This window comes from Streptomyces aurantiacus (assembly GCF_027107535.1).
Taxonomy (GTDB): domain Bacteria; phylum Actinomycetota; class Actinomycetes; order Streptomycetales; family Streptomycetaceae; genus Streptomyces.
Genome location: NZ_CP114283.1, coordinates 5,189,764 through 5,215,524 on the forward strand (window position 1 = coordinate 5,189,764; position 25,761 = coordinate 5,215,524).

At 69.3% G+C, this 25,761-nt stretch carries 25 protein-coding genes and 5 pseudogenes; 16 read left to right on the top strand and 14 right to left on the bottom strand.

The window, feature by feature from the left end; all coding sequences use genetic code 11:
* The first annotated feature begins 30 nt into the window (after positions 1-30).
* From O1Q96_RS25025 to O1Q96_RS44625, 8 genes and pseudogenes are all read left to right on the top strand, one after another.
* On the top strand, positions 31-1,257 hold the full coding sequence (locus O1Q96_RS25025) for a metal-dependent hydrolase family protein (RefSeq protein WP_269250300.1): 1,227 nt from the start codon (positions 31-33) through the stop codon (positions 1,255-1,257).
* Positions 1,254-2,108, top strand: coding sequence for an alpha/beta hydrolase (locus tag O1Q96_RS25030; protein WP_269250301.1), 855 nt, complete (start codon positions 1,254-1,256; stop codon positions 2,106-2,108). The genes O1Q96_RS25025 and O1Q96_RS25030 overlap by 4 nt, the downstream gene beginning before the upstream one ends.
* 59 nt (positions 2,109-2,167) lie before the next feature.
* A complete protein-coding gene (locus O1Q96_RS44750; protein ID WP_425329916.1) occupies positions 2,168-2,596 on the top strand; it encodes an FAD-binding oxidoreductase in 429 nt (142 codons plus the stop codon).
* Positions 2,580-2,681: pseudogene (locus O1Q96_RS44755) on the top strand (FAD-binding oxidoreductase); the annotation flags it as partial. The gene O1Q96_RS44750 and the pseudogene O1Q96_RS44755, both read left to right, overlap by 17 nt.
* 27 nt (positions 2,682-2,708) lie before the next feature.
* Positions 2,709-3,065, top strand: coding sequence for an FAD-binding oxidoreductase (locus O1Q96_RS44760; RefSeq protein ID WP_425329917.1), 357 nt, complete (start codon positions 2,709-2,711; stop codon positions 3,063-3,065).
* A gap of 186 nt (positions 3,066-3,251) precedes the next feature.
* On the top strand, positions 3,252-4,475 hold the full coding sequence (locus O1Q96_RS25040; protein WP_483409982.1) for an IS110 family RNA-guided transposase: 1,224 nt from the start codon (positions 3,252-3,254) through the stop codon (positions 4,473-4,475).
* Positions 4,472-5,074 (top strand): FAD-binding oxidoreductase, encoded by a 603-nt coding sequence (locus tag O1Q96_RS25045; RefSeq protein ID WP_269250302.1) that lies wholly within the window; start codon positions 4,472-4,474, stop codon positions 5,072-5,074. The genes O1Q96_RS25040 and O1Q96_RS25045 overlap by 4 nt, the downstream gene beginning before the upstream one ends.
* A 107-nt stretch (positions 5,075-5,181) precedes the next feature.
* Entirely contained in the window at positions 5,182-5,553 is a 372-nt protein-coding gene (locus tag O1Q96_RS44625; protein WP_419586940.1) for a DUF6192 family protein, read from the top strand.
* Here the strand turns inward: O1Q96_RS44625 and O1Q96_RS25060 are convergent.
* Positions 5,530-6,366 (bottom strand): NmrA family NAD(P)-binding protein, encoded by an 837-nt coding sequence (locus O1Q96_RS25060; protein ID WP_269250303.1) that lies wholly within the window; start codon positions 6,364-6,366, stop codon positions 5,530-5,532. The two genes, O1Q96_RS44625 and O1Q96_RS25060, sit on opposite strands and share 24 nt — an antisense overlap.
* An 82-nt stretch (positions 6,367-6,448) precedes the next feature.
* On the opposite strand from O1Q96_RS25060, the gene O1Q96_RS25065 reads away from it, so the two are divergent.
* A complete protein-coding gene (locus tag O1Q96_RS25065; RefSeq protein WP_269250304.1) occupies positions 6,449-7,408 on the top strand; it encodes an AraC family transcriptional regulator in 960 nt (319 codons plus the stop codon).
* A gap of 112 nt (positions 7,409-7,520) precedes the next feature.
* On the opposite strand, the gene O1Q96_RS25070 is transcribed toward O1Q96_RS25065, so the two are convergent.
* The 4 genes and pseudogenes from O1Q96_RS25070 to O1Q96_RS25085 form a co-directional block, all read right to left on the bottom strand.
* Positions 7,521-7,856, bottom strand: coding sequence for a hypothetical protein (locus O1Q96_RS25070; RefSeq protein ID WP_269250305.1), 336 nt, complete (start codon positions 7,854-7,856; stop codon positions 7,521-7,523).
* A 149-nt stretch (positions 7,857-8,005) separates the two neighbouring features.
* Entirely contained in the window at positions 8,006-8,722 is a 717-nt protein-coding gene (locus O1Q96_RS25075) for an adenylate kinase (protein WP_269250306.1), read from the bottom strand.
* Positions 8,723-8,961: 239 nt separating this feature from the next.
* A complete protein-coding gene (locus tag O1Q96_RS25080) occupies positions 8,962-9,252 on the bottom strand; it encodes a hypothetical protein (RefSeq protein ID WP_269250307.1) in 291 nt (96 codons plus the stop codon).
* Positions 9,253-9,567: 315 nt separating this feature from the next.
* Positions 9,568-10,398: pseudogene (locus tag O1Q96_RS25085) on the bottom strand (IS5 family transposase).
* Between the two features lie 208 nt (positions 10,399-10,606).
* Between O1Q96_RS25085 and O1Q96_RS25090 the strand changes: the two are divergent.
* Both O1Q96_RS25090 and O1Q96_RS25095 read left to right on the top strand, forming a co-directional pair.
* The gene (locus O1Q96_RS25090; protein WP_269250308.1) at positions 10,607-11,299 is read left to right on the top strand and encodes a response regulator transcription factor; all 693 of its coding nucleotides are present in this window, start codon (positions 10,607-10,609) and stop codon (positions 11,297-11,299) included.
* On the top strand, positions 11,296-12,747 hold the full coding sequence (locus O1Q96_RS25095; protein WP_269250309.1) for a sensor histidine kinase: 1,452 nt from the start codon (positions 11,296-11,298) through the stop codon (positions 12,745-12,747). The genes O1Q96_RS25090 and O1Q96_RS25095 overlap by 4 nt, the downstream gene beginning before the upstream one ends.
* Positions 12,748-12,953: 206 nt before the next feature.
* Here O1Q96_RS25095 and O1Q96_RS25100 read toward each other — a convergent pair whose 3' ends face one another.
* Together O1Q96_RS25100 and O1Q96_RS25105 are read right to left on the bottom strand one after the other, a co-directional pair.
* Positions 12,954-15,104: an MMPL family transporter gene (locus tag O1Q96_RS25100; protein WP_269250310.1), complete on the bottom strand. Its 2,151-nt coding sequence runs from the start codon at positions 15,102-15,104 to the stop codon at positions 12,954-12,956.
* Positions 15,105-15,146: 42 nt separating this feature from the next.
* Positions 15,147-15,560 carry an aromatic-ring hydroxylase C-terminal domain-containing protein gene (locus tag O1Q96_RS25105; RefSeq protein WP_269250311.1) on the bottom strand — a complete coding sequence of 138 codons (414 nt, stop codon included), beginning with the start codon at positions 15,558-15,560 and terminating at the stop codon, positions 15,147-15,149.
* A gap of 67 nt (positions 15,561-15,627) precedes the next feature.
* On the opposite strand from O1Q96_RS25105, the pseudogene O1Q96_RS25110 reads away from it, so the two are divergent.
* A pseudogene (locus tag O1Q96_RS25110) lies at positions 15,628-15,798 on the top strand (IS30 family transposase); the annotation flags it as partial.
* 212 nt (positions 15,799-16,010) lie between these two features.
* On the opposite strand, the gene O1Q96_RS25115 reads toward O1Q96_RS25110, so the two are convergent.
* Positions 16,011-16,511 (bottom strand): hypothetical protein, encoded by a 501-nt coding sequence (locus tag O1Q96_RS25115; protein WP_269250312.1) that lies wholly within the window; start codon positions 16,509-16,511, stop codon positions 16,011-16,013.
* A complete protein-coding gene (locus tag O1Q96_RS25120) occupies positions 16,508-17,758 on the bottom strand; it encodes an IS256 family transposase (protein WP_269250313.1) in 1,251 nt (416 codons plus the stop codon). The genes O1Q96_RS25115 and O1Q96_RS25120 overlap by 4 nt, the downstream gene beginning before the upstream one ends.
* Positions 17,759-17,904: 146 nt before the next feature.
* Here O1Q96_RS25120 and O1Q96_RS25125 point away from each other — a divergent pair, with 146 nt between their 5' ends.
* A complete protein-coding gene (locus O1Q96_RS25125; RefSeq protein ID WP_269250314.1) occupies positions 17,905-18,114 on the top strand; it encodes a hypothetical protein in 210 nt (69 codons plus the stop codon).
* Here the strand turns inward: O1Q96_RS25125 and O1Q96_RS25130 are convergent.
* From O1Q96_RS25130 to O1Q96_RS25155, 5 genes and pseudogenes are all read right to left on the bottom strand, one after another.
* The gene (locus O1Q96_RS25130; protein WP_419586941.1) at positions 18,074-18,409 is read right to left on the bottom strand and encodes a transposase; all 336 of its coding nucleotides are present in this window, start codon (positions 18,407-18,409) and stop codon (positions 18,074-18,076) included. The genes O1Q96_RS25125 and O1Q96_RS25130 overlap by 41 nt on opposite strands.
* Positions 18,410-18,682: 273 nt before the next feature.
* Positions 18,683-19,126 carry a DUF6313 family protein gene (locus O1Q96_RS25135; protein WP_269253713.1) on the bottom strand — a complete coding sequence of 148 codons (444 nt, stop codon included), beginning with the start codon at positions 19,124-19,126 and terminating at the stop codon, positions 18,683-18,685.
* 140 nt (positions 19,127-19,266) lie between these two features.
* Positions 19,267-21,450, bottom strand: coding sequence for an ISKra4 family transposase (locus tag O1Q96_RS44305; protein ID WP_331276063.1), 2,184 nt, complete (start codon positions 21,448-21,450; stop codon positions 19,267-19,269).
* A 619-nt stretch (positions 21,451-22,069) separates the two neighbouring features.
* Positions 22,070-22,648, bottom strand: coding sequence for a TetR/AcrR family transcriptional regulator (locus O1Q96_RS25150; RefSeq protein ID WP_269250315.1), 579 nt, complete (start codon positions 22,646-22,648; stop codon positions 22,070-22,072).
* Positions 22,649-22,813: 165 nt separating this feature from the next.
* Positions 22,814-23,433 (bottom strand): annotated as a pseudogene (locus O1Q96_RS25155) (amidase family protein); the annotation flags it as partial.
* A gap of 225 nt (positions 23,434-23,658) precedes the next feature.
* On the opposite strand from O1Q96_RS25155, the pseudogene O1Q96_RS25160 reads away from it, so the two are divergent.
* From O1Q96_RS25160 to O1Q96_RS25170, 3 genes and pseudogenes are all read left to right on the top strand, one after another.
* A pseudogene (locus O1Q96_RS25160) lies at positions 23,659-24,006 on the top strand (MFS transporter); the annotation flags it as partial.
* A gap of 133 nt (positions 24,007-24,139) precedes the next feature.
* The gene (locus tag O1Q96_RS25165; RefSeq protein WP_269253979.1) at positions 24,140-24,319 is read left to right on the top strand and encodes a hypothetical protein; all 180 of its coding nucleotides are present in this window, start codon (positions 24,140-24,142) and stop codon (positions 24,317-24,319) included.
* A gap of 104 nt (positions 24,320-24,423) precedes the next feature.
* The gene (locus tag O1Q96_RS25170) at positions 24,424-25,545 is read left to right on the top strand and encodes an IS630 family transposase (protein ID WP_269246408.1); all 1,122 of its coding nucleotides are present in this window, start codon (positions 24,424-24,426) and stop codon (positions 25,543-25,545) included.
* The last annotated feature ends 216 nt before the right edge of the window (positions 25,546-25,761 follow it).

The following is a 25,761-nucleotide window of genomic DNA, read 5'->3' on the forward strand; positions in this document are numbered from 1 at the left end:
AAAGACGGATGCAACGGCGGAGGATCGACGATGGGACCTGCTCATGTGGTCGGCGCGATGGTCATCGACGGATCAGGGCGCGACCCCAGCAGCCTCGATCTCACGATCGAGAACGGCCGTATCACCCGACTCGGCGCCTCCAGCGCGCACGGCGAGCGTCTCGATGCCGAGGGATTGACGATGACGCCCGGCCTGATCGACGCTCACGTCCACCTGGGCCTGTCGAGCCCGATCCAGCCGCACTTCTCGTTTCAGATCAGCGCCGCCGAGATCGCGGCGGACATCTTCGCCACAGCCGGTGCGACACTCGACGCCGGCTTCACCACCGTTCGCGACACCGGCGGAATCGACGGCGGTCTCGTCACCGCCATCGCGAAGGGCAAGGTCAGAGGGCCGCGTGTCCTGTCGTGCGGACCTGTTCAGTGCCAGATCGGCGGGCACGGCTACTACGGAGCCGCATGGGAACCCACCGAGCTGTGGAGCAGCCACCACATCCCGGGCCTGTGCGCCCTGTCGATGATGGCGGGCAACGCGGACGAGCTGCGGCACAACGTCCGCGAAGCGTTCCGTCGCGGAGCCTCCTTCCTCAAGCTCTGCGTGACCGGCGGAGTGGTGAGCGGACATGATCAACTGAGCGACACCCAGTTCACCGTCGAAGAGATCGCTGTCGCAGTTCAAGAAGCTGCGGCACGGAACACCTATGTGACCGTCCACGCCCACAACAACGAGGGCATACGCAATGCGGTCGAGGCCGGGGTGCGCTGTGTCGAGCACGGCACTGGCCTCGACGAATCCACAGCGGCCCTGATGGCCGCTCGCGAGGTTGCCCTCGTGCCCACGTTCGCTGTCGTCGAGCAGCTGCTGCACGACACCGCCGGAGCCGGTCTCGGCGAGTCGACCCGCGACCGGGCCAAGGGCGCACGCGAGCAGATGACGCATGCGCTCGCTGTCGCCAAGCACGCCGGAGTACGGATCGGGCTGGGTTCCGATCTCATCGGTCCGGCCCAGGACCGTCGCTGCAAGGAACTCAGCCTGCGCGCAGCCCTCGAGACGCCGATGGAAGCGCTCGTGGCGGCGACCCGGACCAACGCCGAGATCCTCGGCCTGTCCGGCCAGGTGGGTGTCATCACTCCCGGCGCGCAGGCAGACCTCGTTCTGTGGAACGGCAATCCGCTCGAAGACCCAAAACTGTTCTCCGACCCCACCAACGCCGTCCTCGTCATCCAGGCCGGCCAGATCGTAAAGGACCTCAGATGAGCACCATGTGGCAGGGCTGCCTCCCCCACACCAACTACTTCGAGATGCGCTCCAGCGGTGGGCACGACTACGGTGTCTGGGTCACCACACCACCGCACTACGACCCTGCCGCAGCGCCGGCGCCTGCCGTGTACGTGCTCGATGGCAACTGGGCCGTGGGCATGACCGCCCCGCTCATCATCACGCAACTGGACCCCATGCAGTCGATTCAGCCCTACGTCCAAGTCAGCGTGGGGTACGCGGGCGAGGAAGCAGAGCACTGGGAGCGGTTGCGCAACCGCGACCTCGTGCCGCCCGGTGAACCCATCGCGAAGGAGTTCATCGATGCGGTGGAAATGGAGGTCGAAAGGGGGGTGACGACTCGCGAGCAAGCCGACGCCTACCTCGCTGAATTGAGCAACAGCCGCGGGGACATGTTCCTGAACTTCCTCACCGACGACCTGCACCCGCGGATCGAACGCGACTACGGCACAGCCCCGAGCGGTCACGGCCTCTTCGGCTACTCCTACGGCGGACTCTTCAGTCTCTACGCCTGGCTCACGAAGAGCACCTTCTTCGAGAGCATCGGCGCGGGCAGCCCCGGCATTGTCAATGCGGACAGTCAGGTCTTCGCTCGGCTCGAAGCCATGGGTGACACCCTGCCCGACACCAAGCTGCACGTGACCTTCAACGAGCAGGAGATCCTCGGAGACCTGGCGGTCTACCAGAACCTCACGAAGAACACGGCCACGTTCCTTCACCGTCTCACCTCACGCGGCGGATCCGTCACCAGCGCACTCATGCACGAAACGCACGTGACCGGGCTGCAGGCATCGTTCCTCAGCTACCTCAGGACCTGCCGTGCCCAGTGAGCCGGACGCCGCGGCTCGTCTTCCGTCCCATGTGAGTCGACTTCTCTGGAGGCGTGCGGGTGGCCGAGCGTGACTTCGTCAGCACGACGCCCCCTGCCGTGGGTATCGCCGAAGTGCTCAGTCGACGGCTGCCCGCCGGCCGGGTGGTGACTGATCCGGACATCGTCGCCGGTCTCTCGCACGACCAGACGGTGTGGGCGCCTGTTGGCCGAGCGGTGGCCCTCGTGCGCGCCAAGAGCACCGACGAGGTCCAGGCCGTGGTGCGTGCGTGCCTGGAGCAAGGAGTCCCGTTGGTTGCACGCGGCGCCGGTACCAGACTGTCGGGGGGCGCCAATGCCGTCGAAGGAAGCGTGATCCTCGCGCTGGACGGCATGGATCGGGTGCTGGAGGTCGACGAGCTGGAGCACCTCGCCGTCGTACAGCCCGGTGTGGTCAACGACGACCTCCGCGCCCATGTAGCGGCGCTCGGCCTTGTGGTACCCGCCTGACCCCGCTAGTTCGCCCTGGTCGACCATTGGTGGAAATGTCGCGACGAACGCTGGCGGAGTGTGTTGCGTCAAGTACGGCGTCACACGCGACTATGTCCTCGGTTTGGAGGTCGTGACCGGCACGGGCGAGGTGGTCCGGCTCGGACGCCGTACGTCGAAGGGGGTCGCCGGCCACGACCTTGTGGGCCTCATGGTGGGTGCCGAGGGCACTCTTGGTGTCGTCACCGAGATCACGGTCCGGCTGCGACGCCTGCCTCCGGTCGGCGTGACCGTCGTCGGCTACTTCGACAGCGTAGGGCAGGCCGGTGACGCGATGCGTGCGACGGCTGCCGCCGGGCTGCGGCCGGCCGCGCTGGAACTCGTCGACCGGCACTGTCTGCGCGCGGTCGATGCCTGGAAGAACATGGGCCTAATCAGTTCGGGGAGTCGGCCGTGCGGCAGACTCCGGGTGGTAGCCGACGGTGGGTGAGCACTCATTGGGCTTGGACTTTCGAGTCCTGCTGAAAGACCGTGCCCCTGCCGTTCGGCCCGGAGAGTTGATCGCTACTGGGATGTCGTGCCTGCCGCACCTCGGCGTGAGCACTGCTTGATTAGGTCGCTGATAGTTCTCCGGCAGGCTGCTGCAGTTGATCGGTACCGGAGTGCGGGAGGACCATTGCGACTGTTCGTCGGGGATGACTGGGCCGAAGACCACCACGACATCGAGCTGATGGACTCGGCCGGGCGGCGGCTGGCTAAGGCGCGGTTGCCCGAAGGGGTGGCCGGGATGAGCCGGCTGCACGCGTTGGTGGGTGAAGCGGTGGGAGAGGGCGCCGATACGGCCGAGGTCGTTGTGGGGATCGAAACCGACCGTGGTCCGTGGGTACGTGCCCTGGTCACGGCCGGGTATACGGTGCTGGCCGTCAACCCGCTGCAGGCCGCCCGGTTCCGTGACCGGCTTGCGGTGTCGGGGGCCAAGAGCGATCCGGGCGATGCGCATGTGCTGGCCGACATGGTCCGTACCCACAGCCACGAGCTGCGGCCCGTTGCCGGGGACAGCGCCCAGGCCGAAGCGGTCAAGGTGGTCACCCGCACCCACAAGACGCTGATCTGGGAGCGCACCCGGCACACTCAACGACTGCGGCACGCATTGCGCGACTACTTCCCCGCAGCACTGGCCGCCTTCGAGGACCTGGACGCCGCCGACACCCTGGAACTGCTCGGCAAGGCGCCTACTCCCGCCCAGGCTGCGAAGCTCACGGCGGGGCAGATCAGTGCCGCACTCAAGCGCGCCCACCGAAAGAACGTGACCGCCAAGGCGAAGGCCATCCAGGGGGCGCTGCGTGAGCAACACCTCGGCCAGCCCGAGGAAGTAGCCGCCGCCTACGCCGCGTCCATCACCGCGCTCATAGCGGTCCTGGCCACGCTGAATACCCAAATCAAGACCCTGCAAGGGCAGGTCGAGGCGCATTTTGGCCGGCACCCGGCCGCTGAGATCCTCCTGTCCCAGCCCGGAATGGGAGTCGTCCTCGGTGCCCGGGTGCTCGCAGAATTCGGCGACGACCCCGACCGCTACGCCAGCGCCAAGGCCCGCAAGAACTACGCCGGCACCTCCCCGATCACCCGCGCCTCCGGCAAGAAGAAGGTCGCCCTGGCGCGCTACGTCCACAACGACCGGCTCATCGATGCCCTGCTCACTCAGGCATTCGGCACCTTGCGCTACTCGCCCAACGCCTACGCCTACTACCAGCGACAACGCGCCCGCGGCGCCGGCCACAACGCCGCCTTGCGCCAAGTCGCCAACCGCCTCGTCGGCATCCTCCACGGGTGCCTCAAAACCGGCACCCTCTACGACGAGGCAACCGCCTGGTCGCATCACGCGGAACTGGCTACGAGTTGACATCTACGCTCCTGGGATGTCTTTCAGCCGAGGCGGACGTGGTCCTCCTGGCCCGTTTCGACGATGATGGCCGCGCCGCCGAGGAGGGCGCCCGCCGGCTGGTCGACTGCTTCCGCGGGGCCGGCTCGACTTGGGCGGACCGGTCGGACACAGAGGAAGAGGCCGAGATGCTCTTCGCGGCCCGCCGGCTGGCCTTCCCTGCGCTCGAGCGGCTGGGGCCGGTCCTCACGGAGGACGTCTGTGTGCCCATCGGAGCGGTGGCGGAGATGCTGGCCCGCATCGACCGGACCGCGGAGAGGCACCGGATCACCATCGCCAACATCGCACACGTCGGCGACGGCAACCTGCATCCGCTGCTTGTGACGGAACACGGTGACGCGGCGGCTCAGGTCCGGGCCCGTGCGGCGTTCGACGACATCATCGCGGACGCCCTTGAATTGGGCGGCACGGTGACTGGTGAGCACGGTGTGGGACTGCTCAAGCGGCCCGGTCTCACCCGTGAACTCGGCCCGGCCGTCCTGGAGATGCATCGCGCGGTGAAGCGCGCTCTCGACCCGGCCGGGATTCTCAATCCCGGCAAAGTTTTCGGGCCTGCATGATCCCTTGGCCAAGTACGGGCTCCAGCTTCAGGGCCATCGCATAAGGCGTGTCTGCGGTTGCAGAGCGAGCACCTCCCGATCGCCATGTCGACGCCGACCACCGCCCTGTGATCGCGAAGGCGCCTCGGGCACGACCCGCTGGAACGGTTCCCCCCACTCATCCGGCACCAGCCGCCCGCCCTCGAGAGTGCGGCCGCAGGGCGGCGGAACGCAGGGCCCTCAGAAACCGGCGGGTCGGGCGGCAGGTCGAAGGCCCGGCCTCTCCGCAGAGGAAGATCACCTCGATCCACACCTTGGCCCGGGACGAGGACATCGCTGCGGCGGTGACCACCGACTTCCTCAAGTGTCCGACGGTGGCAGCCAAGGTCCCCGACCAGGACAAGGTCCGGCCGGTGGAAGAGTTCACGCGGGATGGTCACCAGCGGGTCGCGCGGTCCGCGCCGGCTCAGAAGCGGTCAGACAGTCCAGGTGCCCTGTGAGGCGATGTCACGGGCGTAGTGGGAGAAGTCCCGGGCCGGCCGGCCGAGCACGCGCTCCACGTCGTTGGTGAATGAGGCGAGATTGCCCGAGCGCAGTGGTTCGTACGCGCTGGTCAGCATGTGTATCCATTCCTCGGGCACGCCCTGTGCGCGTTGTTCGTCCGCGTAGGTCTGCGGGTCGACGGGCACGTAGCGGATGGTGCGGCCGGTGGCCTTCGCGATCTCTTCGACTGTGTCTGCGAAGGACATCAGGCGGGGGCCGGTCAGTTCGTAGTGCTGCCCGGTGTGTCCGTCCTCGGTCAGGGCGGCGACCGCTACCTCGGCAATGTCCTGGGCGTCGATGAACGCGTCTTGGCCGTCCCCGGCCGGCAGGCGCACTTCGTCGCTCAGGACGGGATCGAGCAGGAAGTCCTCGCTGAAGTTCTGGAAGAACCAGCGCAGCCGCAGCACCGTCCATTCCAGGCCCGCGTCGCCCAGCGCCCGCTCGGCGGCCAGGACATGTTCCTGGTCCAGGCCCCCGTTCCCGGGCACGGACAGCAGCACGGCGCGGCGGACTCCGGCCTCGGCGGCCTGCCGGGTGAACGCGGCGATGTCCCGGGCTGCCTCGAGGCTGCCGAGGTCCGGGGCGACCAGATACACGCCGGTCGCCCCCTGTAGCGCCGGTTCCCAGGTGGTGCGGTCCGCCCAGTCGAAGCGCACCGCACCGGTACGGGACGCTGCCCGTGCCGTCACGCCCCGCTCTTCGAGTAGCCGCAGCACTCGGCGGCCGGTCTTGCCCGTACCGCCCGTCACCAGAATCGTCTTGTCACTCATGTCACCGAGCCAACCAGCCACCCGCGGCCACAGCCATGGCGAGCGCTCTCGCGTCCATACGCATTCGTCTACGCTGACCAGCATGGACCTCCTGACTCCGGGCAGCGGAGACCCCCTGACGGACCTGCTGAACAGCGTGCGGACCACCGGGGCGATCATCAGCCGCTCCTCCCTCTCAGGGGCATGGGCGCTGCGTTTCGAGGACGGCTCACCGATGGCCCTGACCGCGCTCCTGCGCGGCGCTGCCTGGGTGATTCCTCAGGGAGGCGAGCCGGTACGGCTCGGTGCAGGAGATGTCGCGGTGCTCAGCGGCGGCGCACCCTATGTGATCGCGGACGACCCGGCCACCGAACCCGACGTGGTCGTCGGGCCAGGAGGCCGCTGCACGTCCGTAAGCGGTGGGGAGGTGTCTGTCCCGCACGGGGTGGAGGGGTGGGGTACGGCCCAGCCGGAGGGCACCGTGCTGGTCAACGGCTTGTACACCACGGCCGGTGGTATACCCGGCCGCCTGCGTGCGGCGCTTCCGCCGCTCGCAGCCGTCCAGGCAGGGCAGAACGACTGCCCCACCAGCTCCCAGGCGCTCGAGAACGCCACCCGCAAAGCCCCGGGCCAGCAGGTCCTGCTGGACCGGATGCTGGACCTGATGCTCATCACCGCGCTGCGCGCGTGGTTCACACGCCTCGGCGCCCCGGTGCCCGGCTGGTACCGCGCCCACAGCGACCCGGTGGTCGGAACAGCGCTGCGACTGCTGCATGCCGACCCCGCCCACCCGTGGACAGTCGAAACGCTGGCCGCCAGGACGGGAGCCTCCCGGGCCGCCCTGGCCCGACGCTTTACCGAACTGCTGGGCCAGCCCCCGATGACCTACCTGCGCCAGCAGCGGATCGCTCTGGCCGCCGACCTGCTGCGCGAGCCCGGCACAACGATCGGCGCGGTGGCCGCCCGTGTCGGCTTCTCCAACGCTTTCGCCCTCAGTACCGCGTTCAAGAAGGAACGGGGCATCAGCCCGAGCGACCACCGCACGGGCACGGCCGCCGGCTGACTCCCGGCCCAGCCAGCCGCCCCGGTCCAGCGAAGTCAGCTGAACCCCCTCCACCCTCGACACGACCCGGCACCGGCAACCGGCCAGACACAGCACAGGGCCGCCACGCCGATCAGCTGACCGGCTCCCGGAAAACGCCGATCGCGGTGCGCACCTCCTGCGCACGTTCCCACTCGCCGTGCCATGCCCTGTCGTAGCTACGGAAGCGCCGGGACACCAGCGTGTCAGCGACGTCCGTGACGGCCTCGGGTGTCGCGTACACGCGGTGCAGGGCGGTGAGCGGACCGAGCGGGAGCGCCGCCTCTCCCCCGGTGCGGAGCAGGGTGTGGGACCAGCCGGTGTCTTCCCGCCAGGTGAGCCGGAGGCCGCCCGGGCCGACGCGGCGGGACGCATCCCAGGCCAGCACCAGATACATGAGCTCGTTGTAGGCACAACCGGTGCGTTCCACGCGGACGGTGCCCGGCGGAATGCCCTGGTCGGTGAGGGCCTGGTCGGTGAGGGCCTGGTCGGTGACGGCCTGGGCATAGGGCCAGTGCGGCAGCAGGCCGGGATCCAGGAGCCCGGGCGGGCGGAGCTTGCAGTCCTCGGCAGCGGCAGTCAGGGACGGCAGCCCCGCGCCTTCCCCGCGGAGGGGTCAACAACTCGACGCGCCGGAGGCATCGACCTGGCCTGGCCGATCGCGACCAGCGCGCGGTCCAGGATTTCCTGGACCTGGCCGAGGGCCGAGATCGTGGTCACCAGGCCCTGAGCTTGGTAGTGGTCCACGACCGGCGCCGTCTCGCTGCGATAGACCTCCAGTCGTTTACGAACGGTTGTCTCGCGGTCGTCATCGCGCTGGTACAGCTCACCACCGCAGACGTCACAGGCTCCTGCCACTTCAGGCGGGCTGTAGTCGACATGGAAAATGTGTTCGCGGTCCTGACGGCACAACCGTCGTCCAGCGATCCGCCTGACCACCTGGGCCTCGGGAATCTCCAGGTCTAGCACGGCGTCCAGTCTCGACTTCGAGTCGGCCAGGATGCCGTCCAGCGCCTCCGCCTGGGCAAGATTGCGGGGGAAGCCGTCCAGCAGGAATCCGCCCTCGGTGTCCCGACGGGCAAGGCGCTCTTTGACCACCCCGATGGTGACCTCGTCCGGCGCCAGAAGGCCGGCGCGTATGTGCGTGTGGGCGTTGTGCCCGAGCTCGGTGCCCTGGTCGATGTGCTCACGGAACAGGTCACCTGTGGAAATGTGCTGGATCGACAGATGCGCGGCAAGGCGCACTGCCTGCGTGCCCTTGCCAGCTCCGGGCGGCCCGATCAGGAGGATGCGCATCGATGAAGTGTCCCTTCGTCATGCGTGGCCATCAAGTCGCCTCTGGGACACACGATCGCCGCGCATCGATATCATCGTTCATCCGGTAGGCCACCCCCTGGCGGTGAGGATGGCGACACCATGGGACATCGCCGCGTTAAGGCTGATGTTCCTCCGGTCCGGCCCAGCGCTCAGGGCGATGACCGTCACGGCACCGGCGCAGATCAGCCTCGCTATCGCGGCGAGTCCTTTGACACGGCTCACGGGTCGGCGCTGAAGTGGTCCATGATTTCGTCGCTGCAGTCGTACGCGCCGACCGGGGTTCGCGTGAAGGACAACACGCCGTCGTCATTGCCTTCCTGCTTGGCTTTGGCCAGTTGCGTCTCGATGTCCGCGATGTACTCGGCGCACTCGGCGCTGACGGGCTTCTCGGGCTGCGGGTCAGGCGCCGGGGAGGCGTTGAGTGCGGCGGTGGCGGCTATGGCGGCCGCGCATAGCACCGCCCACGCGGCAACCCACGTGCGGCGACTCATCCGTAACGGCTTCGGCATCCAGGCATCCTAGGAGCACCGCGCGGGCTGGCGGTGGTTGGTGTTGCCAGCTGCGGGCGCTGACGGTGCCCGGCGAATGAGGGCTCGCTGGGCGCCTGGAGCGCATGAGGAGGCCGCCACGGCGGATCACCGGCGCTGGCTCGTCCACGGCCCGAAGGACGGCTTCGGCGCGACCGGGGCTCGTCATCACCATCAGACACCTACCCACCCAACAACGTGACAGCGCCGCGCGACCTGTTCCCGCATCGTCTCGGCCTGCGCAGTGATCTCGCGTTCCCGCTCCTCCAGCCGCGCCGAGCGTCAGCTCCGCACCGGTCATGCGGTGCGCCAGACCGGTGTGGTCGCCCCGGTCAGCCGACGCAGTATCACCGCGGTCATCGCCCAGTACACCCGCGACTCCGAACTGCGGGGCAGATGCTCGTAGTCGCGCACCAGCCTGCGGTGCAGCATCAAGATCCCATAGGCGCGTTCCACGACCCACCGCTTGGCCTGGGGAACGAACCCGGTCTGCGCGGGATTGCGCTCCACGACCTCCACCCCGATGCCCACCTTCTCCCCGTGCGCGACGACGGCGTTCCTGAAGCCCTGGTCGATCAGGGCCTTCTCCACGGCGTCGGTGTCGGCGGCGGCCTTGTCCAGCAGCGCGATCCCGACGGCGTTCTCGTGCGCCGACGCGGGCACCTCGACCACCGCGATCACCAACCCCAAAACGTCAACGGCCAGGCCGCGCCTGCGGCCCGGTACCTCATTTGCCGCATCACGCCCCGTCGACTCAGCGGGCACTCCGGCCGCCGCGTGCACCCTCTGGGCGTCGAGCACCACCAGGCTCGGGTCCGCCTTCCGACGCGCCATTTCCCGCACCTGTCAACGCAGCAGATCGTGAATGGTCTGATCGATGCCGTCGTCACGCCAGGTGCAGAAGTAGCACTTCACCGCGCCGGGCGGCGGAGAGTCGTGCGGGAGCAGCTCCCACTGACAACCGGTCCGACCCTGCTAGAGCAGCGCGTTGACGATCTCCCGCATCTCGTACCGGCCCCGATGGCCGCTGGCCGAGGGATGCGCGGCCTTCCACGCAGCGATCACCGGCTCGCCCAGCGACCACTGCTCGTGGGACAGATGGGTCTTGTAGGGCTTGCGCTCGCTCACGCTGCCCAGCCCAACATGCCCATGGCCGCCAACCGACCGGGATGCCGCACCGCCACACGCTCAGGCGACGACAAAACTCCTGTCTACTCTCATTCCTCCCCCCTAGGTATCCGTAAGAGCGCGGTCCTCAGCGACGCTCTAATACTGGCCTCAGGTTGATCGGGGACAATGAGCGGCAAAAACATCGACTGGAAGGGGGCGGGCCGGCGTGCGGATCATGATCGCGGATGATGACGTGGCCATCCGTGAGTCGCTGGAGCGGGTGCTCCAGGTCGAGGGTTACGACACCAGCACCGTCGCCAACGGTCTCGCCGTGCTCGACGGAGTCGGTGGGGCCAGCGGTGACACGCTGGATCTGCTGCTCCTCGACGTGATGATGCCCCGCCTCGGCGGGTTGGAGACCTGCCGGCGGTTGCGGGCCGCGGGTCGGGATCTGCCGGTGCTGATGCTGACCGCCCGTGACCAGGTCTCCGACCGGGTCGCGGGGCTGGACGCGGGCGCCGACGACTACCTGCCCAAGCCGTTCGCCACCGAGGAGTTGCTGGCCCGGGTACGGGCCCTGCTGCGCCGGCGCACGCCGACCGACGGGGAGTCGCAGATCCTGTCGTTCGCCGACGTCCGGCTCGATCCCGACAGGTTCGAGGCGTGGCGGGGCGAGCGGCCGCTGCGCCTGACCCGGACCGAGTTCTCCCTCCTGCAGGTCCTCGTGTGCAACGCGACCCGGGTCTTGACCCGCGACGCGCTGTTCGAGGCGATCTGGGGCTTCGGCATGAGTTCCACCGCCAACAACCTCCAGGTATACGTGAGTTACCTGCGCCGCAAGATGGAGGCCGAGGGTGAGCCGCGATTGATCTACACGCTGCGCGGCCTGGGATACACGTTGCGGGAGACTCCTCCGTGAGCAGGCCCGTCGGCCGGGAGCCGCGCCGGCTGACCCGATGGTGGCGCCGGCGGTCCCTGCGGGCCAGGCTGACGGTGATCGCGGCGACGGCCATCGCGGTCAGCGTGTTCGCGGCCTTCCAGGTGGCCAGCGAGCTACTGGACTGGGAGCTGCAGGACTCCGCCGAGAATCAGCTACGCGCCGACTCCCGCGTCCTGGCGACGAACGCGGAGCGCGCCGGTCTGGCGCAGGTCCAGCTACCGCCGTATCCCGGATCCGGTCGGCTGGTGCGGGTCGTCCTGCCCGACGGCTCGATCCGGACGCCGGCCGGCCAACCCGCGCTGCCCCCGGTCAGCGAGCACGCCGGGCGTGTGGCGCAGGGCGCGTCGGCCGACCTGATGGAGTCGAACGACAGCGACGACGACGGCTACCTCATCTACACGCTGCGGGCGGGCGACGGCGCGGTCCAGGTGGCCCGCGTCGTCGACGACAGCCCGATCAACCGGTTCGGGTTGGGCATGCTGCTGATCGGGCTGCTCTGCGTGGTCGGCGGCGCCCTTGTCGGGCGGACCGTGGCGCGGACCGGGCTGGCACCGATCGACCGGCTGACCGCCGCCGCGGTACGTGTCGCGCACACCCGGGATCTCGACGCCGACATCCCGGATGAGGGCGGTGGGGAGATCCGGCGGCTGATCCAGTCGATCAACGACATGCTCGCCGCGCTCCGGGACTCCCGGCGGGCCCAGCGGCTGCTCGCCGAGGACGCCGCCCACGAGCTCAAGACCCCGCTCACCAGCCTGCGCCTCAACGTCGAGCTGCTGATGCGGCTCGATCGGCGCGGCACCCTGGACAGCGCGCTGCCGGCGGAGAGCCGGACCCGGCTGCTCAACGATCTCGGCGCCCAGGTGGCCGAATTGAGCACCCTTGCCGCCGAACTGACCGACCTGGCGCGCGGTGACGTCAGCGACGAGAGCACCGAGGTGCTCGACCTCGCCGACGTGGTGGTGGCCGCCGCGACCCGGGCGCGTTCCCGCATGCCCGACATCGAGGTCGCGCTCGACGTGACCTCTGTGTGGGTGAGCGGGCGTCCCGCTGCGCTCGAGCGGGCGGTGCTCAACCTCATCGACAACGCCGGCAAGTGGTCCCCCGCGGACCAGCCGGTCCAGGTCCGGCTCCGGGCCGAGGGCGCGTCGGCGGTGCTCGAGGTCGACGACGCCGGGCCGGGCATCGACGCCGCCGACGTACCGCGGGTGTTCGACCGGTTCTACCGTGCCGACAGCGCCCGGGCGTTGCCGGGATCCGGTCTGGGGCTGTCGATCGTGCAGCGGGTCGTCGACGCCCACGGCGGCCGGGCCACCGTCGCCCGCTCCGCACGCGGTGGCGCGCTGCTTCGGGTCGACCTTCCGGCCGCGGCCCCGCCTGCCCCGATCGCGCGGCTCACCGCCGGGGAGGACACCGCGGTGCGCTGACCCGCCCCGGCGGCGCGGCGCAGGACAAGGGACGGCGGCCCTCGGGCATGGCCTCGCGCGGCTCACCGTCGGGGCAGGACACCGTGATGCGCCGACTCCAGCCCCGGCGCGTGGCGCAGGACCAGAGGGCGGCGACCGTCGGGCCCATGAAAAAAATCCGGGACGGGCTTGAGGCCCCGTCCCGGATCTCGTCAGTGCCGCCGTGCTCACCGTTGCAGCGCGGGCTCCTCGTCGTCGGCGAGCGGCTGTTGACCGTCCGGCAGCTCCGCCGTTGGACGGGACAGCCGGCTCGGCCACCAGATCCGCCGGCCGATCAGCAGGGTGAGGGCAGGCACCAGGACCGACCGCACCAGCAGGGCGTCGAGCAGCACGCCGAAAGCGACCAGGAACCCGACCTCGATCAGCATCACCAGCGGAAGTGTGGCGAGGACCGCGAACGTGGCCGCCAGGACCAGGCCTGCCGAGGTGATGACGCCGCCGGTGGCCGAGAGGGCTTTGAGCATGCCCTCTCTGGTGCCGAGACGCACGGTCTCCTCCCGGGCCCGGCTGGCCAGGAAGATGTTGTAGTCGACGCCGAGCGCCACCAGGAACAGGAATGCCAGCAGCGGCACCGAATAGTCGATGCCCTTGAACCCGAGGATCGTGTCGAAGACGAACACGCTGCCGCCGAAGGCTGCGGCGAATGAGACGATCACGGTGGCCATCAGGACCAGCGGGGCCAGGATCGCGCGCAGCAGCAGCCCGAGGACGATCAGGACGACGGCGAGCACCAGCGGGATCACCAGCTTCTCGTCGCGCTTGGTGGTCACCTCGGTGTCGAGGTTCTCCGCACTCGGCCCGCCGACGATCGCCTCCGCCCCGCTCACCGCGTGCACGGCGGTGCGCACCCGCTTGATCGTGTCGTACTCTGCGACGGTGTCCGGCGCGTCCTTCGGGAACACGGAGATGTTGGCCCAGCCGCCGCTGGTCTGCTCCGGGATGGCCAGGGCCACACCGCGAGTGTCCTTGACGATGTCGAGCACCCGCTCCTGGTGCGCCGGCCGCGTGAAGATCGTCATCGGCTGGCCACCGAGCTCCGGGAAGTGCTGGCGGAGAACGGTGAAGCCGGAGACCGACTCCGGCGCGGACAGGAACTGGTCCTGCTCCCGCAGGGCGCCGGTGTTGCCCGCCAGCCCGAGGGCGAGCACGCCGAGGACTCCGAGCGAGCCGAGCGTCGCCACCCACCGGCGGCGGCTGATGGCGGTGCCGAGCCGTCCCCACAGCCCCGGCTTCTCCTCCACGGCCGTACTGAACCGCGGAACGGCCGGCCAGAAGATCCGCCTGCCGAGCACCACGAGCACCGCCGGGAACAGCGTCAGCATGGCCACCAGCGCGCACAGGATGCCGGCCGCACCGATCGGGCCCAACCCGCTGGTGCTGTTCAGGTCCGCGACGAGCAGACAGAGCAGGCCGGCGACCACGGTGGCCGCGGACGCGACGATGGCCGGCGCCGCGCCGCGTAGCGCGTGGACCATAGCGACCCGGACGTTTTCATGGTGGTGCAGCGCCTCCCGATATCGAGCGATGAGCAACAGCGCGTAGTCCGTGCCGACGCCGAATACCAGGATCGTCAGCAGCGCCGAGTTCTGGTCGTTGACCACGATGCCGAAGCCCTTGACGAGCAGGTAGACGGTCCCCATCGAGGTCAGCGCGGCCGCGCCGACGGCCACCAGCGGGATGATCCACAACACCGGGCTGCGGTAGGTGAGGATGAGCAGGACCGTGACGACGACGATGGTGGTGAGGAGGACCTGCACGTCGATGCCGTCGAACACGGCATCCATGTCGCCGTCGATCGCGCCCGGGCCGGTCACGTCGAGTTCCAGGCCGGAGGGACGGTCCTTCGCGGTGTCTCGCAACGGGCCGACGATGTCCTCCGGTGCGCCGTAGGTCGTGCTCACCTCGAGGGTGAACATCATCGCCTTGCGGTCGGTGGAGGGGCTCGTCGGTGAGCCCTCGTCGTCCTCGCCGGCCGCCGCCGTCGCTTTCGGCGGGTACCGCTTGGCAAGGGTGTTGTAGTGGCGCTCGACCGTCGCGCGGTCGGCGTCGGTCATGCCGCCGGCGCGGTGGTACACGAAGACGAACGTGTTGTTGTCACCGCCGGGGAGACTGTCGTCCAGCACCGCCACCTTGGTGGACTCGGCACTGGCCGGCAGGGTGTCCACGGCGCTGTCGGTGGTGACCGAGCTCAACTTTCCGCTCAGCGGCACCATGCCCGCCGCCAGCACCAGCCACAAGCCAATCACCAACCATGGCACCCACCGGCCTGCCAACCGACCGGCCGGCGCTTTCCCGGACGGCGCTGCGTTGACTGCCATCACTAGCCTCCTACATACGGGTTGCATCGCTTATCTGGATGCCTACTTCCTACCGAGCGAACCTGAGACGACTGTTAGTACGGTGCTCAGGCCGGTGGGCCGAACCGTGTGCCCAGCGCACGCACCAGCGTGGTGGCGTCGAGGTCCTGCCCGGTAAGCAAGGCCCAGGGCCCAGGCGACACAGCCGTCGGGCCGGATGAGCAACGCGTCGACGTCCACCCGGTCCGTGCGGGCAGTGACGGTGTTGACCCGTCCGGTCCACGCGGCCGCGGCGTCGCGGACCTCCGCGCGGTCGACGAGGTCGAGCAGGAGCCCACGACCCTCACGCAGCAGCTCCGCCGACCGGGTCACCGCGGTCACGATGTCCGGGTCGGGCCGCTCCAGCGTCAACTTCATGTCCGGGCACAGGGTGCCGAGGAGCCGGTGGTCGTCGCCCAGGTCGTACCGGACGTCCATGTCGGCGACGTACCGGCGGGCGTCGTCCTGGCAGCATCACATCACCCAACACCAGCTCGCCCTTTGACATAGAAGCGTCAACGGACTGCTCCGGCAGTACTTCCCCAAGGGCACCAACATGTCCGTCCCTACCCGCGAGCACCTCGAGGCCGTCGCCGCCCAACTCAACAGACGCCCACGCAAAACGCTCGGCTGGGAAACCTCAGCCGAGCGCCTGCTTAAACTGCTCGCGGCCTGATCAACACGACCACGTGTTGCGACGATCCCTAGAAGCCGCCTCTCCCTCGTCCAGCCGGGGCTTTCATCCGGCACGCCCCCAGGGTTGTCGTTACCGGGCCAGGGTGATGGTGACCGGCTCGTTGGGGCAGCGGCTCAGCGTCTCCGAGAGCGGCTTCCTCACTCACGACGGACAGCCCACGGGTCTTGTCCGCACCCAGTCGCGAGCAATAGTCAAGACTTGTGGATGGGTTGACTTGCGGTAGAGCGCGGGCTCGATTGCGTGAGGTTGATTTTGGCCGTGTTGCGAATCCGCTTGGTGCGACCGTGCTCGACGAGGACCTCAATGGCCTCGGTGTTCGGACCGGCGGCGGTTTTGAGTTGGAGCCAGTCGGAGGACTCGAGCAAGGCGTCGCGGCGCCAGGGCTGCCCGAGCGTGATGGCGCGGAAGAGAGACCATTCCTGCAGGCGACGGGCCAGGAACGGATGGCGGGCGGTGACCTGGGTCATCCACTCGGCCCATGGCTCGTAGGCAGGGACGGGATGGATGTCGGTGGCCCGGCGGTCCAGGTGCCGCAGGACGGCGGACTGGGCCATCGTCTGGTCCGGATCAGTGAGGACTTCACTGACCAGGTCGGCCTCGTCGGCGTCAGAGACCTGCTCCAGCTCGCTCAGGTAGGCCGCGAAGCGGAGGTGCTCGGCCGGTTCCTCCTGCGGAGCGTTGTGGTAATTCATGCGGCCTGCTCCTGTCGCTCGACCAAGACGCCGTTTTCGAACGTGGCGCCCGCGCGGACGAGGGCGACGAGATGGGCGCCGGTGACCGCGCGCCAGCGGGCCTGGGCGGACTCGACGAGCTTGAACACCATCGCGAGGGCCGCGGCCGGGCTGCCGGCGCCGCGAGTGACCTTGGTGCGGAGTTTGACGGTGGAGAAGGTCGACTCGATCGGATTCGTGGTCCGCAGGTGGATCCAGTGCTCGGCCGGGAAGTCGTAGAACGCCAGCAGTTCCTCGGCGTCGTCGGTGATCTTCGCGACGGCCTTGGGCCACTTGGCGCCGTAGGTTTTCGCGAACGCCTCGATCGCCTTCTCGGCGTGGCCGCGGTCCTCGGCGTTGCAGATCTCCTGCATCGCCTTCGTCGCGCCCGGTTGTGCGGACTTCGGCAGGGCGTTCGTGACATTGCGGGCCTTGTGGACCCAGCACCGCTGGTGGCGGGCAGCCGGGAACACTTCCGTGAGTGCCTTCCACAGGCCCATCGCGCCGTCGCCGACGACCAGTTCGGGATCGCGCATGCCGCGTCGGCGGCAGTCGCGCAGCAGGTCGGCCCACGATTCGGTGGACTCGCGCAGCCCCTCGGCCAGTGCGATCAGTTCCTTGGTGCCGTCCAGGCGCACACCCATCAGCACCAGGACGCAGGAGTGCGCCTGCCCGAGCCGGACCTTGGGGTGCACCCCGTCCGCCCACACGTACACGTAGTCGGACTCGGTGAGGCCGCGCTGCTGGAAGGCGGCGTGGTCGTCGCTCCACTGCTTCGCCAGCCGGGTCACGGTGGCCGGCGACAGCCCCGCCGCCGAGCCGAGGAACTGCTCCAGCGCGGGCACGAAGTCCCCCGAGGACAGCCCGTGCAGGTAGAGCAGCGGCAGCACCTCACTGACCTTGGGCGACTTGCGGCACCACGGCGGCAGGATCTTCGAGGAGAACCGCATCCGCTCGCCGGTGGCCGCGTCCACCCGCTTGTCGTTCACGCGCGGGGACGTGACCTCGACGGCGCCTGCGGCGGTGGTCACGGTGCGGGACAGGTGGTGGCCGTTGCGGACCACCAGGCGGCGCCCGGCCTCATCCGTCTCAGCGGCCAACTCGGCTATGTACTGGTTGACTTCGGCCTCCAGTGCGGCGGCGAGCATCCGCCGCGCGCCCTCGCGGACGATCTCGTCGATCAGGGAGCCGGACTCGGTGGAGCCGTCGGCGTTCACTACGCTGAGCACGGGCGTGCCTTCCCGACCCGCGCTGCGAACGCGGGCCTACTCGGTGACCATCACAGGATCATTCGGGAAGGTACGCCCTCCGCGTCCCTTCCCAGTGCTGATCCACAAGTCCTGAGCATTGCTCCGCGCCGGACTACCGGCAGCTCGTGGAGCTACTGGAAGCCGAACTCCCCGATGGCGGGGCGGAGTTGATGGCGAAGGAGATGACGGCCCGGCGCGGGCTCGAGCCGGTGCCGGCGACAATCGAGGGGGTGCGGTCGAAGGCGAAGCGGCTGGTCGAGCGGGGCTGGCTGGCCCTCTCGCCGTCGGGCCGGTTCATGCCGCGAGTGTCGTCCGCTCCTGACGCGGCGTCCTGATCGTCTGGTCGGCGGCAGTGATGCGGGCCAGGCGGCGGGCCATGAGCATGCTCGCCGAGAAGGGGATGAACGCCTCGCTGCTGGCGGGCAGCGTCTCGTAGTCCCGGGCCAGACGCCTCGTGCGCAACAGCCACCCCAGAGTTCGCTCCACCACCCACCGTCTGGGCAGCACCACGAACCCGGTCATGTCATCGCTGCGCTTGACGATCTGCAGGGTGAGCTGGAGTTTCTCCTTCGCCCAGTCGACGAGGGATCCGGTGTAGTCGCCGCCGATCAGTGAGCCGGATCCGTCCACCTTCACCTGCTCCGGCAGCCTGGTTGGACCCTGCTCCGGCTGCCAGCGCAACACCCACCAATACGGCAGCGGCGGCCTGCCCCTGTGCCAGTGGTGCCTGACCACCGCCCGGGAAGGCTGGGGTGCCGGCGTCCGCTTCAACAACACCCGCACACAAGCAAACTGACCAGCAGAGCTGGCCGCAGGCCATCGCGGATTCCTCCGTACGGCATGGACCCGAGGCAGACAAAAGGACAAGGGTGTGGCTCTCCTGCAGTGAGATCGTTCAGGCCGTCAGGCGGTAATCGCCTGGTCGAGGCGGGGATAGAGACGTGTGTGTTCCTGACGCACGTGACAGCGCCAGTAGGCGGTGAAGTCGCCGTTGCTGATGATCGCGCGGAGTTGGAGGAGGGCTTCGGCTCCGGGGACGCTCCAGCGGCTTCCGGTGATCGCGAGGCGGTCGGAGACCAGATGCCTGGCCGCGGCCTCGATCACGCCGCTGCCGATCGGCCAGCCCCGGGCGAGCGCCCGGTCGTAGCGGAGGAACTCGCGGGCTTGGTGCGTTTGGATCTGAACGGTGATGAGGTAGCCGACGGTGCCGCCGATGAGGGCGGGGATTGCGGCCCAGCCTGCCAGGGACAACGGCCACGTCATCCGTTGTGGGTCGGCCTTGGCTGGTGAGGTGATACCGGTCAGGACCTCGTACGCGGCTGCCCAGCCAAGACGCGCACCGTTCAGGACGAAGAGGAGCCTCCATCCCGGCGAGTGGACTTCCGCCGGACGGAAGCTCCTTGGTCAGCCGTCTGTCGCCCGCCGCCAGGGCAGGGGGCGGGCGACGCGGTTGTCGACGGGCGCCGTGGAGGCGTCCGTCGCGGGGGTCAGCTGTAGGGGACGGCGTCGGCGGGGTCGGCGTGCCAGTTGGTGGCGAGGGGGCGGTCGACCTGGACGGTGTGGGGGAGGTCGAGGGTGACGAAGTTGTCCTCGTCGCCTGTGACGGAGAGGTGGAGCTTCTCGAACAGCCTGCCGTTCTCGTTGTTGGTGGACTTGGGGTTGATGCCGGCGTAGGCGGCGGAGGAGCCGGAGAGGACGACGTCGTCGCTGACGCTGTGCTCGGCGGGCCGCAGCTCGGTGTCGGCGGCGGAGCCGAAGGACGCGGAGGGGAAGACGCCCTCCAGGTAGCAGGTGATGCCGGACTTGGCCTTGGCGGTGACGAGGAGGTAGCCACCTGCCTGCGTCTTCGAGGTGATCTCGAAGGTCAGGTCGTTGGTGGCGCAGGCCCGCGCGGCGGTGCTTGCGCTGTCGGCGGTGGCGGCCGGGGTTACGGTGGCAGCCAGGGCAGCCGCGGCGGCCACGGCGAGGGCGAGTCGGGTGGAGCGGGCGGCAAGTCGCGAACGCATCGGAGATCTCCATGGTGCGGAAGTGGGTCGTCCAGCGGACTGCTTGGACGGCCACAGCTTGTTCCGTGATCTGTTCCGCCCGCCACAAGAAGCGATCATGTTGGGACGCTGGAACGCTGGAACGGGCACTGACCAGCAGAAACACTGGCGCCCTGGAACGGGTGACTGGAACGGGTGGCCGGGACGGGCAGGATGGATCATCACCTGGCCCCACCGATGTCCGGGGCGTTCTCCTCCAGCCACGGGACAATCCTGTTCGGGTGCGGCTCTTCTGAAGTGACCTTGAGGGTCAGGCTCTGAGTTCGTAGTGGTGCTGGTCGGGGTGGGGAAGATCCAATATTGCGGGAAGTCGCCGTTGCTGATGAGGGCACGGAGGGTGAGAACGACTTCGGCGCCGGGAACGCTCCATCTGCTGCCGGTGATGTCGAGGCGGTCGGCCACCAGGTGGCGTGCGGCTCCTTCGACGATGCCGCTGGCGGTGGGTCGGCCGGCTTCGAGGGCCTGGTCGTAGTGCACGAAGGCGGCGTTGTACTCCAGGTAGTGGCAGGTCTTGTCGATCGTGGCGCGTTGTTCGTCGGTGAGGTGGCCGAGTGCGGCTTCGCTGCGCAGGTCACGGACGGCGCCCGAGGCATCGCCGACCAGGATCCTGGCGGCTTTGAAGCCGATCCAGGTCTCGGCGGCGGGATCGGTGGCGGTGTGGAAACACCGTGCGCTCGCCCACAGCTTCTCGATGACGTGCACGATGTCAAGGACGATATGGATCGTGACCGCCCGACGGTCGGCTTCCTTCTGGATCAGCTCCAGCTGGTGGGCAGCGCCGTCGACCAGCACCACCCAGCATCGCTGGTGCTGCGGGTCACGGGCTTCTGCCTCGTCGAACGCGGCGGCAATCACCTGGTCCGCGTCGTGTTCGACGGAAGCGGTGAGCCACTTCGCGCGGGCCTTTGGCCCCTTTCTCGGGATGCGGCCCGTGGCGCGGCCGCCGGGCGGGGCGATGATGTCATGCGGCCGGGGCGGCGCCGGGTCCGCGTCATGCACCACCGCCAGGGTTGCCATCCGCTTGCGACCCGTCTTCTCCCCGGCGGACAGACGGGTGCGGAAGGTGCGGGTCGCACGCTCGGCGGCCTTGCGCGTCGCCTCCCGCAGATGGCCGGGGAGCATCACGATCCCCTTGCCGTCGACGCTGAGCACCAGCAGCGTCGTGTGGGCTGTGGGAGGAGGGGTGCGGGCGGCATAAAAGGCGGCGATGTCCACCGCGGTCGCACGCACCAGCTGTTCGGCCTGGCGTTTGCCCAGTGGACGTGTCCCGCAGTGGCGTCCGACCGCCTGGTCGGCGGAGTCGCGGACGGCCTCCAGCACCGCCAGCCGGCGCAGGCCCAGGCTGTGACGCCCACCCGGGAGCCCCAACACCGCATCGGCCGGGTAGTAGTTGGGTTGCTTCGGGGCGCGCAGCGCGCACCGGCTGATGGTCGCCGTCCCGACCACGATGGCCAGTTGACGGCGGTGGTGCTTCTCCAGACGGGTGCGGCCCGCGGCGAGTGCGGCCCGGCCGCCGGCCTCCAGGGCCGTCAGGTGTGCTTCTTCCTGGCGGGCACGCAGGTCCAGGTGGCCCTGCAGGAGCAGACGCGCCAGTTCCCTCGCCCCGTTCTCCGCATCATGCTCCACCTGGTCATGGGGCAGGAACAGTGCATCGGGACGGGAGAGGGAATCGATGAGACAAGTGAGGAAAGAAGCGGCTCGGGCAAATGGGTCAGCCACCGCGGCAGCCGCATACGCTCCAGTCATCGGGCTATCGCTTTGCGGCTTTCGTTTTGGTTGGCACCAACGACGCTAGGGACGAGAGCCCGACCCCGCACCGGCGCGGCCGCGCACGGCGGAGCTTTCCGTCTGCACCAGCGCATCCCCGTCCGTCGCCAGGATGCGGCCCGGCGTGAACAGTCCCGGCCCCTGCTCCGCCAGCCAGCCCCGCTCGACCAGCCGTTTCTGCTTCGACCGGAATCCTTTCCACCTTGCTCTTGCCCGGCGACAAGCCCAGCGCGGCACAGACCGCGTCTCGTTGCCCGCTACGGCGAGGGCGAGGGCGAGGTGAAGCTGCCGGGCCGCGCGACGGCGTATCGATGACTCCAGGAGCTGGAGCGGCGGCTGCCGACCTTCCGGCTGGGCTCGAAACGCAACCGGGCTATCGCCGCCCGGGGCCCTCGCCTCGCCCGAGCTGCGATAGCCCGCGGGCATGAGCAACAGTGAATGCGGGCGATCCTCCTGCGCGGGCCGCGAGGAATCTGGATCATGGGAGGGGGTGTTCTTCGCCCGTGTCGAGGAGCTCGGTCACGAGCCGACGGGCGTACGCGGCGTCGAGTCCGGCCGGGCGGAAGAGGATGCGGTACATCATGGGGGCAACCACGCGGTCCATCGCCGTCTCGACGTCGGGAGTGTTCTCCTCGCGGCCGATCGCGCGGGCGAGCATGACGTCGACCTGTTCGGCCGCGTAGGCCGAACACTGACCGGCGTTGCTGCCGTCCGGGTCGCCGAGCAGAGCGTCACGGATGTAGGCGCGGCCGGAGGGGGACGACATCTCGTCGAGGAACTGTTCGGCCCAAGCCGTCAGGTCGGACAGCAGGTCGCCGTGGCTCTCCGGCGCGGTGTCGGGCCGCAGGCGCTCCACCGCGACGTCCGACAGCAGCTCCTGAAGGTCGCCCCAGCGGCGGTAGATCGTCGAGGGGGTGACTCCGGCGCGCCGGGCGACCAGCGGGACGGTCACCGCGTCGCGGCCCCGCTCCGACAGGATCTCGCGGACAGCGGTGTGCACCGAAGCCTGAACCCGTGCGCTGCGCCCGCCGGGGCGCACCATCGGCTTGCGACTCATGACTTCACCTTAAAGCACGGTTATTGCGTTTAGGAGGAGTACGGCCGCGCCAGGCCCCCCTCGCTGCGGGCATCCGGTCCTGATCCCGACCGGAGCCGAACGGCATATGGGCCGGGCCGGAACCGTCCGGCCCGCACACCGCTCTCAGACGGCCGGCGCGAGCGATCAGGCGGACTGCGTCCGCTCGTAGGCGTGGCCCACCCACAGCAGCTGCCGCTCGCCGAAGGGCCGCCCCAACAGCTGCATACCGATCGGCATGCCCGCCGTGTCGTGGCCCACCGGGACGGACGGAGCGGGCACTCCGGCGATGCCGGCCGGGGAGGACAGACTCACGCAGGCGTCGGAGACGGCCTCGGTCGAGCCGTCGGACCAGGTGACGCTTTTCTGACCGGCCTTCACCGCGGTCATCGGGACCGCCTGGGCGCCGATCACGTCGACCTTCTCCAGAATGCGGCCCCATTCCTCCTGCATGAGCGTCGGGGAACGCTGAGCACGCAGATAGTCGCCCGCACCCATCGGTTCGCCAGCCTCCAGGAGGATGCAGACGTCCGCCTGGTACCAGCTCGGGGACTGTACGCGGCGTGCCCTCGTGGTAGGCGGTGACCTCCGGCACCATCAGCCCCCACTGGGTGGCCTCGATGTACCGGGGCATCGGAATGTCGATCTCGATGAGACAGGCGCCGAGCGTCTCCAGCTGCGCGACGCCCCGGCGGACGGTGGTCTCCACCCGCGTCGACATGGTCGAGGCGGCAACTGCGCGGCACCCTGACGCGCCCGCCCGCCAGGCCCGGCTCCCGTTCCGGCCGGTGTCAACGGCGGGGGTGTCCCGGCCCAGCGGGCGACCTCAGGCGGCGTGAGCTCAGCGGAGGGCACGTGGCTTCTCCCAATCAGGGGCGTGGCGGCGAAGCGTCCCCACTAAAGCCAACGGTTTGCGTTAACCCGGCTGCACGCTCTACGGTTCCTTAACGCAAATTCATTGCATTTAAGGAAGGGGTCCCATGCCCGGCGCCATGTCCGACGCACCCGCGGTGGCCGACGCACCCGCGCACGGCGCCCATCGGTCCGCCCGCGCCCCTACGAAGAGGCGTACGGCTTCTTTCGCCCTCGACGTGTCGATACTCACGGCCCTCCTGGCCGCATCCAGCGCTCCGACCCCGCTCTACCCTCTCTACCAGGACCGGTGGGGCCTCTCCGCCCTCGCCGTCACCGTGGTCTTCAGCGCGTACGCCCTGGCCCTGTTGCTGGCCCTGCTCACCGCCGGAGCGCTCTCAGACCACGTGGGGCGACGCCCCGTCCTGGCAGGCGCCCTGCTCATGGCGGCCGCCTCCATGGTCCTCCTGGCCTCAGCGGACGGCGCGGGCTCCCTGACCATCGCCCGGGTCCTGCAAGGAGCGGCCACCAGCGCCGCGGGTGCGGCACTCCTCGACCTGGAAAACCCCCCGGCGCCCGGGCCGGTCCGCCCTGGCCAGCAGCGTCACCCCGGTCGCCGGCATGGCCACCGGCGTGCTCGCCTCCACCCTGCTCGTCCGTTTCGCCCCCGCCCCCACCGTCACCGTCTACAGCGGCGCGGTGCTGGCCGGCATCGCCTTCGGCGCCGTTTCCCAGGGGGCGCTGCGTATGCTCCTCGCCTCGCTCGACGAGCGGGACCGCGCCGCGACACTGGCCGCCTAGTACGTCCTCAGCTACCTCTAGTGCTGTGACCGCGTTGGTTCGCCGGGTTGGTGATCGTGGCGGTTGGATGGGCGGTGACGTCCGATCCGATCGCTGGAGGTGCGGTGGCTGAGCCTGTCCGTGTGCGCAGACTGACCGACCAGGAGGGGCAGAAGCTGCAGCAGATCGTGCGTCGGGGCAGCACCAGTTCGGTGCGTTACCGGCGGGCGATGATGCTGCTGGCCTCGGCCGGCGGGAACCGGGTGCCGGTGATCGCCCAGCTGGTCCAGGCCGACGAGGACACCGTCCGCGACGTGATCCACCGCTTCAACGAGATCGGCCTGGCCTGCCTGGACCCTCAGTGGGCGGGAGGCCGTCCCCGCCGACTCAGCCCTGACGACGAGGACTTCGTCGTGGCGACGGCCACCACCCGCCCGACCAAGCTCGGTCAGCCCTTCACCCGCTGGTCACTGCGCAAACTCGTCGGCTACCTGCGGAAAATCCACGGTCGGGTCATCCGGATCGGCCGCGAGACCTTACGCGGCCTGCTCGCCCGACGCGGTGTCACCTTCCAGCGCACCAAGACGTGGAAGGAGTCCCCCGACCCGGACCGCGAGACGAAGCTGGACCGGATCGAAGAGGTCCTCGACCGATTCCCAGACCGGGTCTTCGCCTTCGACGAATTCGGCCCGCTCGGGATCCGGCCCACCGCGGGCTCGGGCTGGGCAGAACGCAAACGCCCCGACCGGCTGCCCGCCACCTACCACCGCACCCACGGAGTCCGCTACTTCCACGGCTGCTACTCGGTCGGCGACGACACCCTGTGGGGCGTCAACCACCGCAAGAAGGGCGCCGCGAACACGCTGGCCGCGCTGAAATCGATCCGCGCCGCCCGGCCCGACGGCGCCCCCATCTACGTGATCCTGGACAACCTGTCCGCCCACAAGGGCACCGACATCCGCCGCTGGGCCAGGAAACACAAGGTCGAACTGTGCTTCACCCCGACCTACGCCTCGTGGGCCAACCCGATCGAGGCCCACTTCGGACCGCTGAGGCAGTTCACCATCGCCAACTCCCACCACCCCAACCACACCGTCCAGACCCGCGCCCTGCACGCCTACCTGCGCTGGCGCAACGCCAACGCCCGCCACCGCGACGTCCTGACCGCCGAACGTAAGGAACGCGCCCGCATCCGCAGCGAGAAGAACATCCGCTGGGGCGGACGCCCCCTCGCCGCTGCGGCCTGAACGACCCGGCGAACCAATGCGGTCAGAGCACTAGCTACCTCTCCATGAGCCTGCCCGCTGTCGCCGCGGGCGCCGCCACCCAGCACTACGGGCTGGGGGCCACCTCACACGCCTACGCCATCACCGCCGCTCTCCTCGCCCTGGCGGCACTCACCGCGTCACGACGCGGAGCGGCCCGCCCCGCCCCGAAGCCGACCGCTCCCACGGAAGAGAACA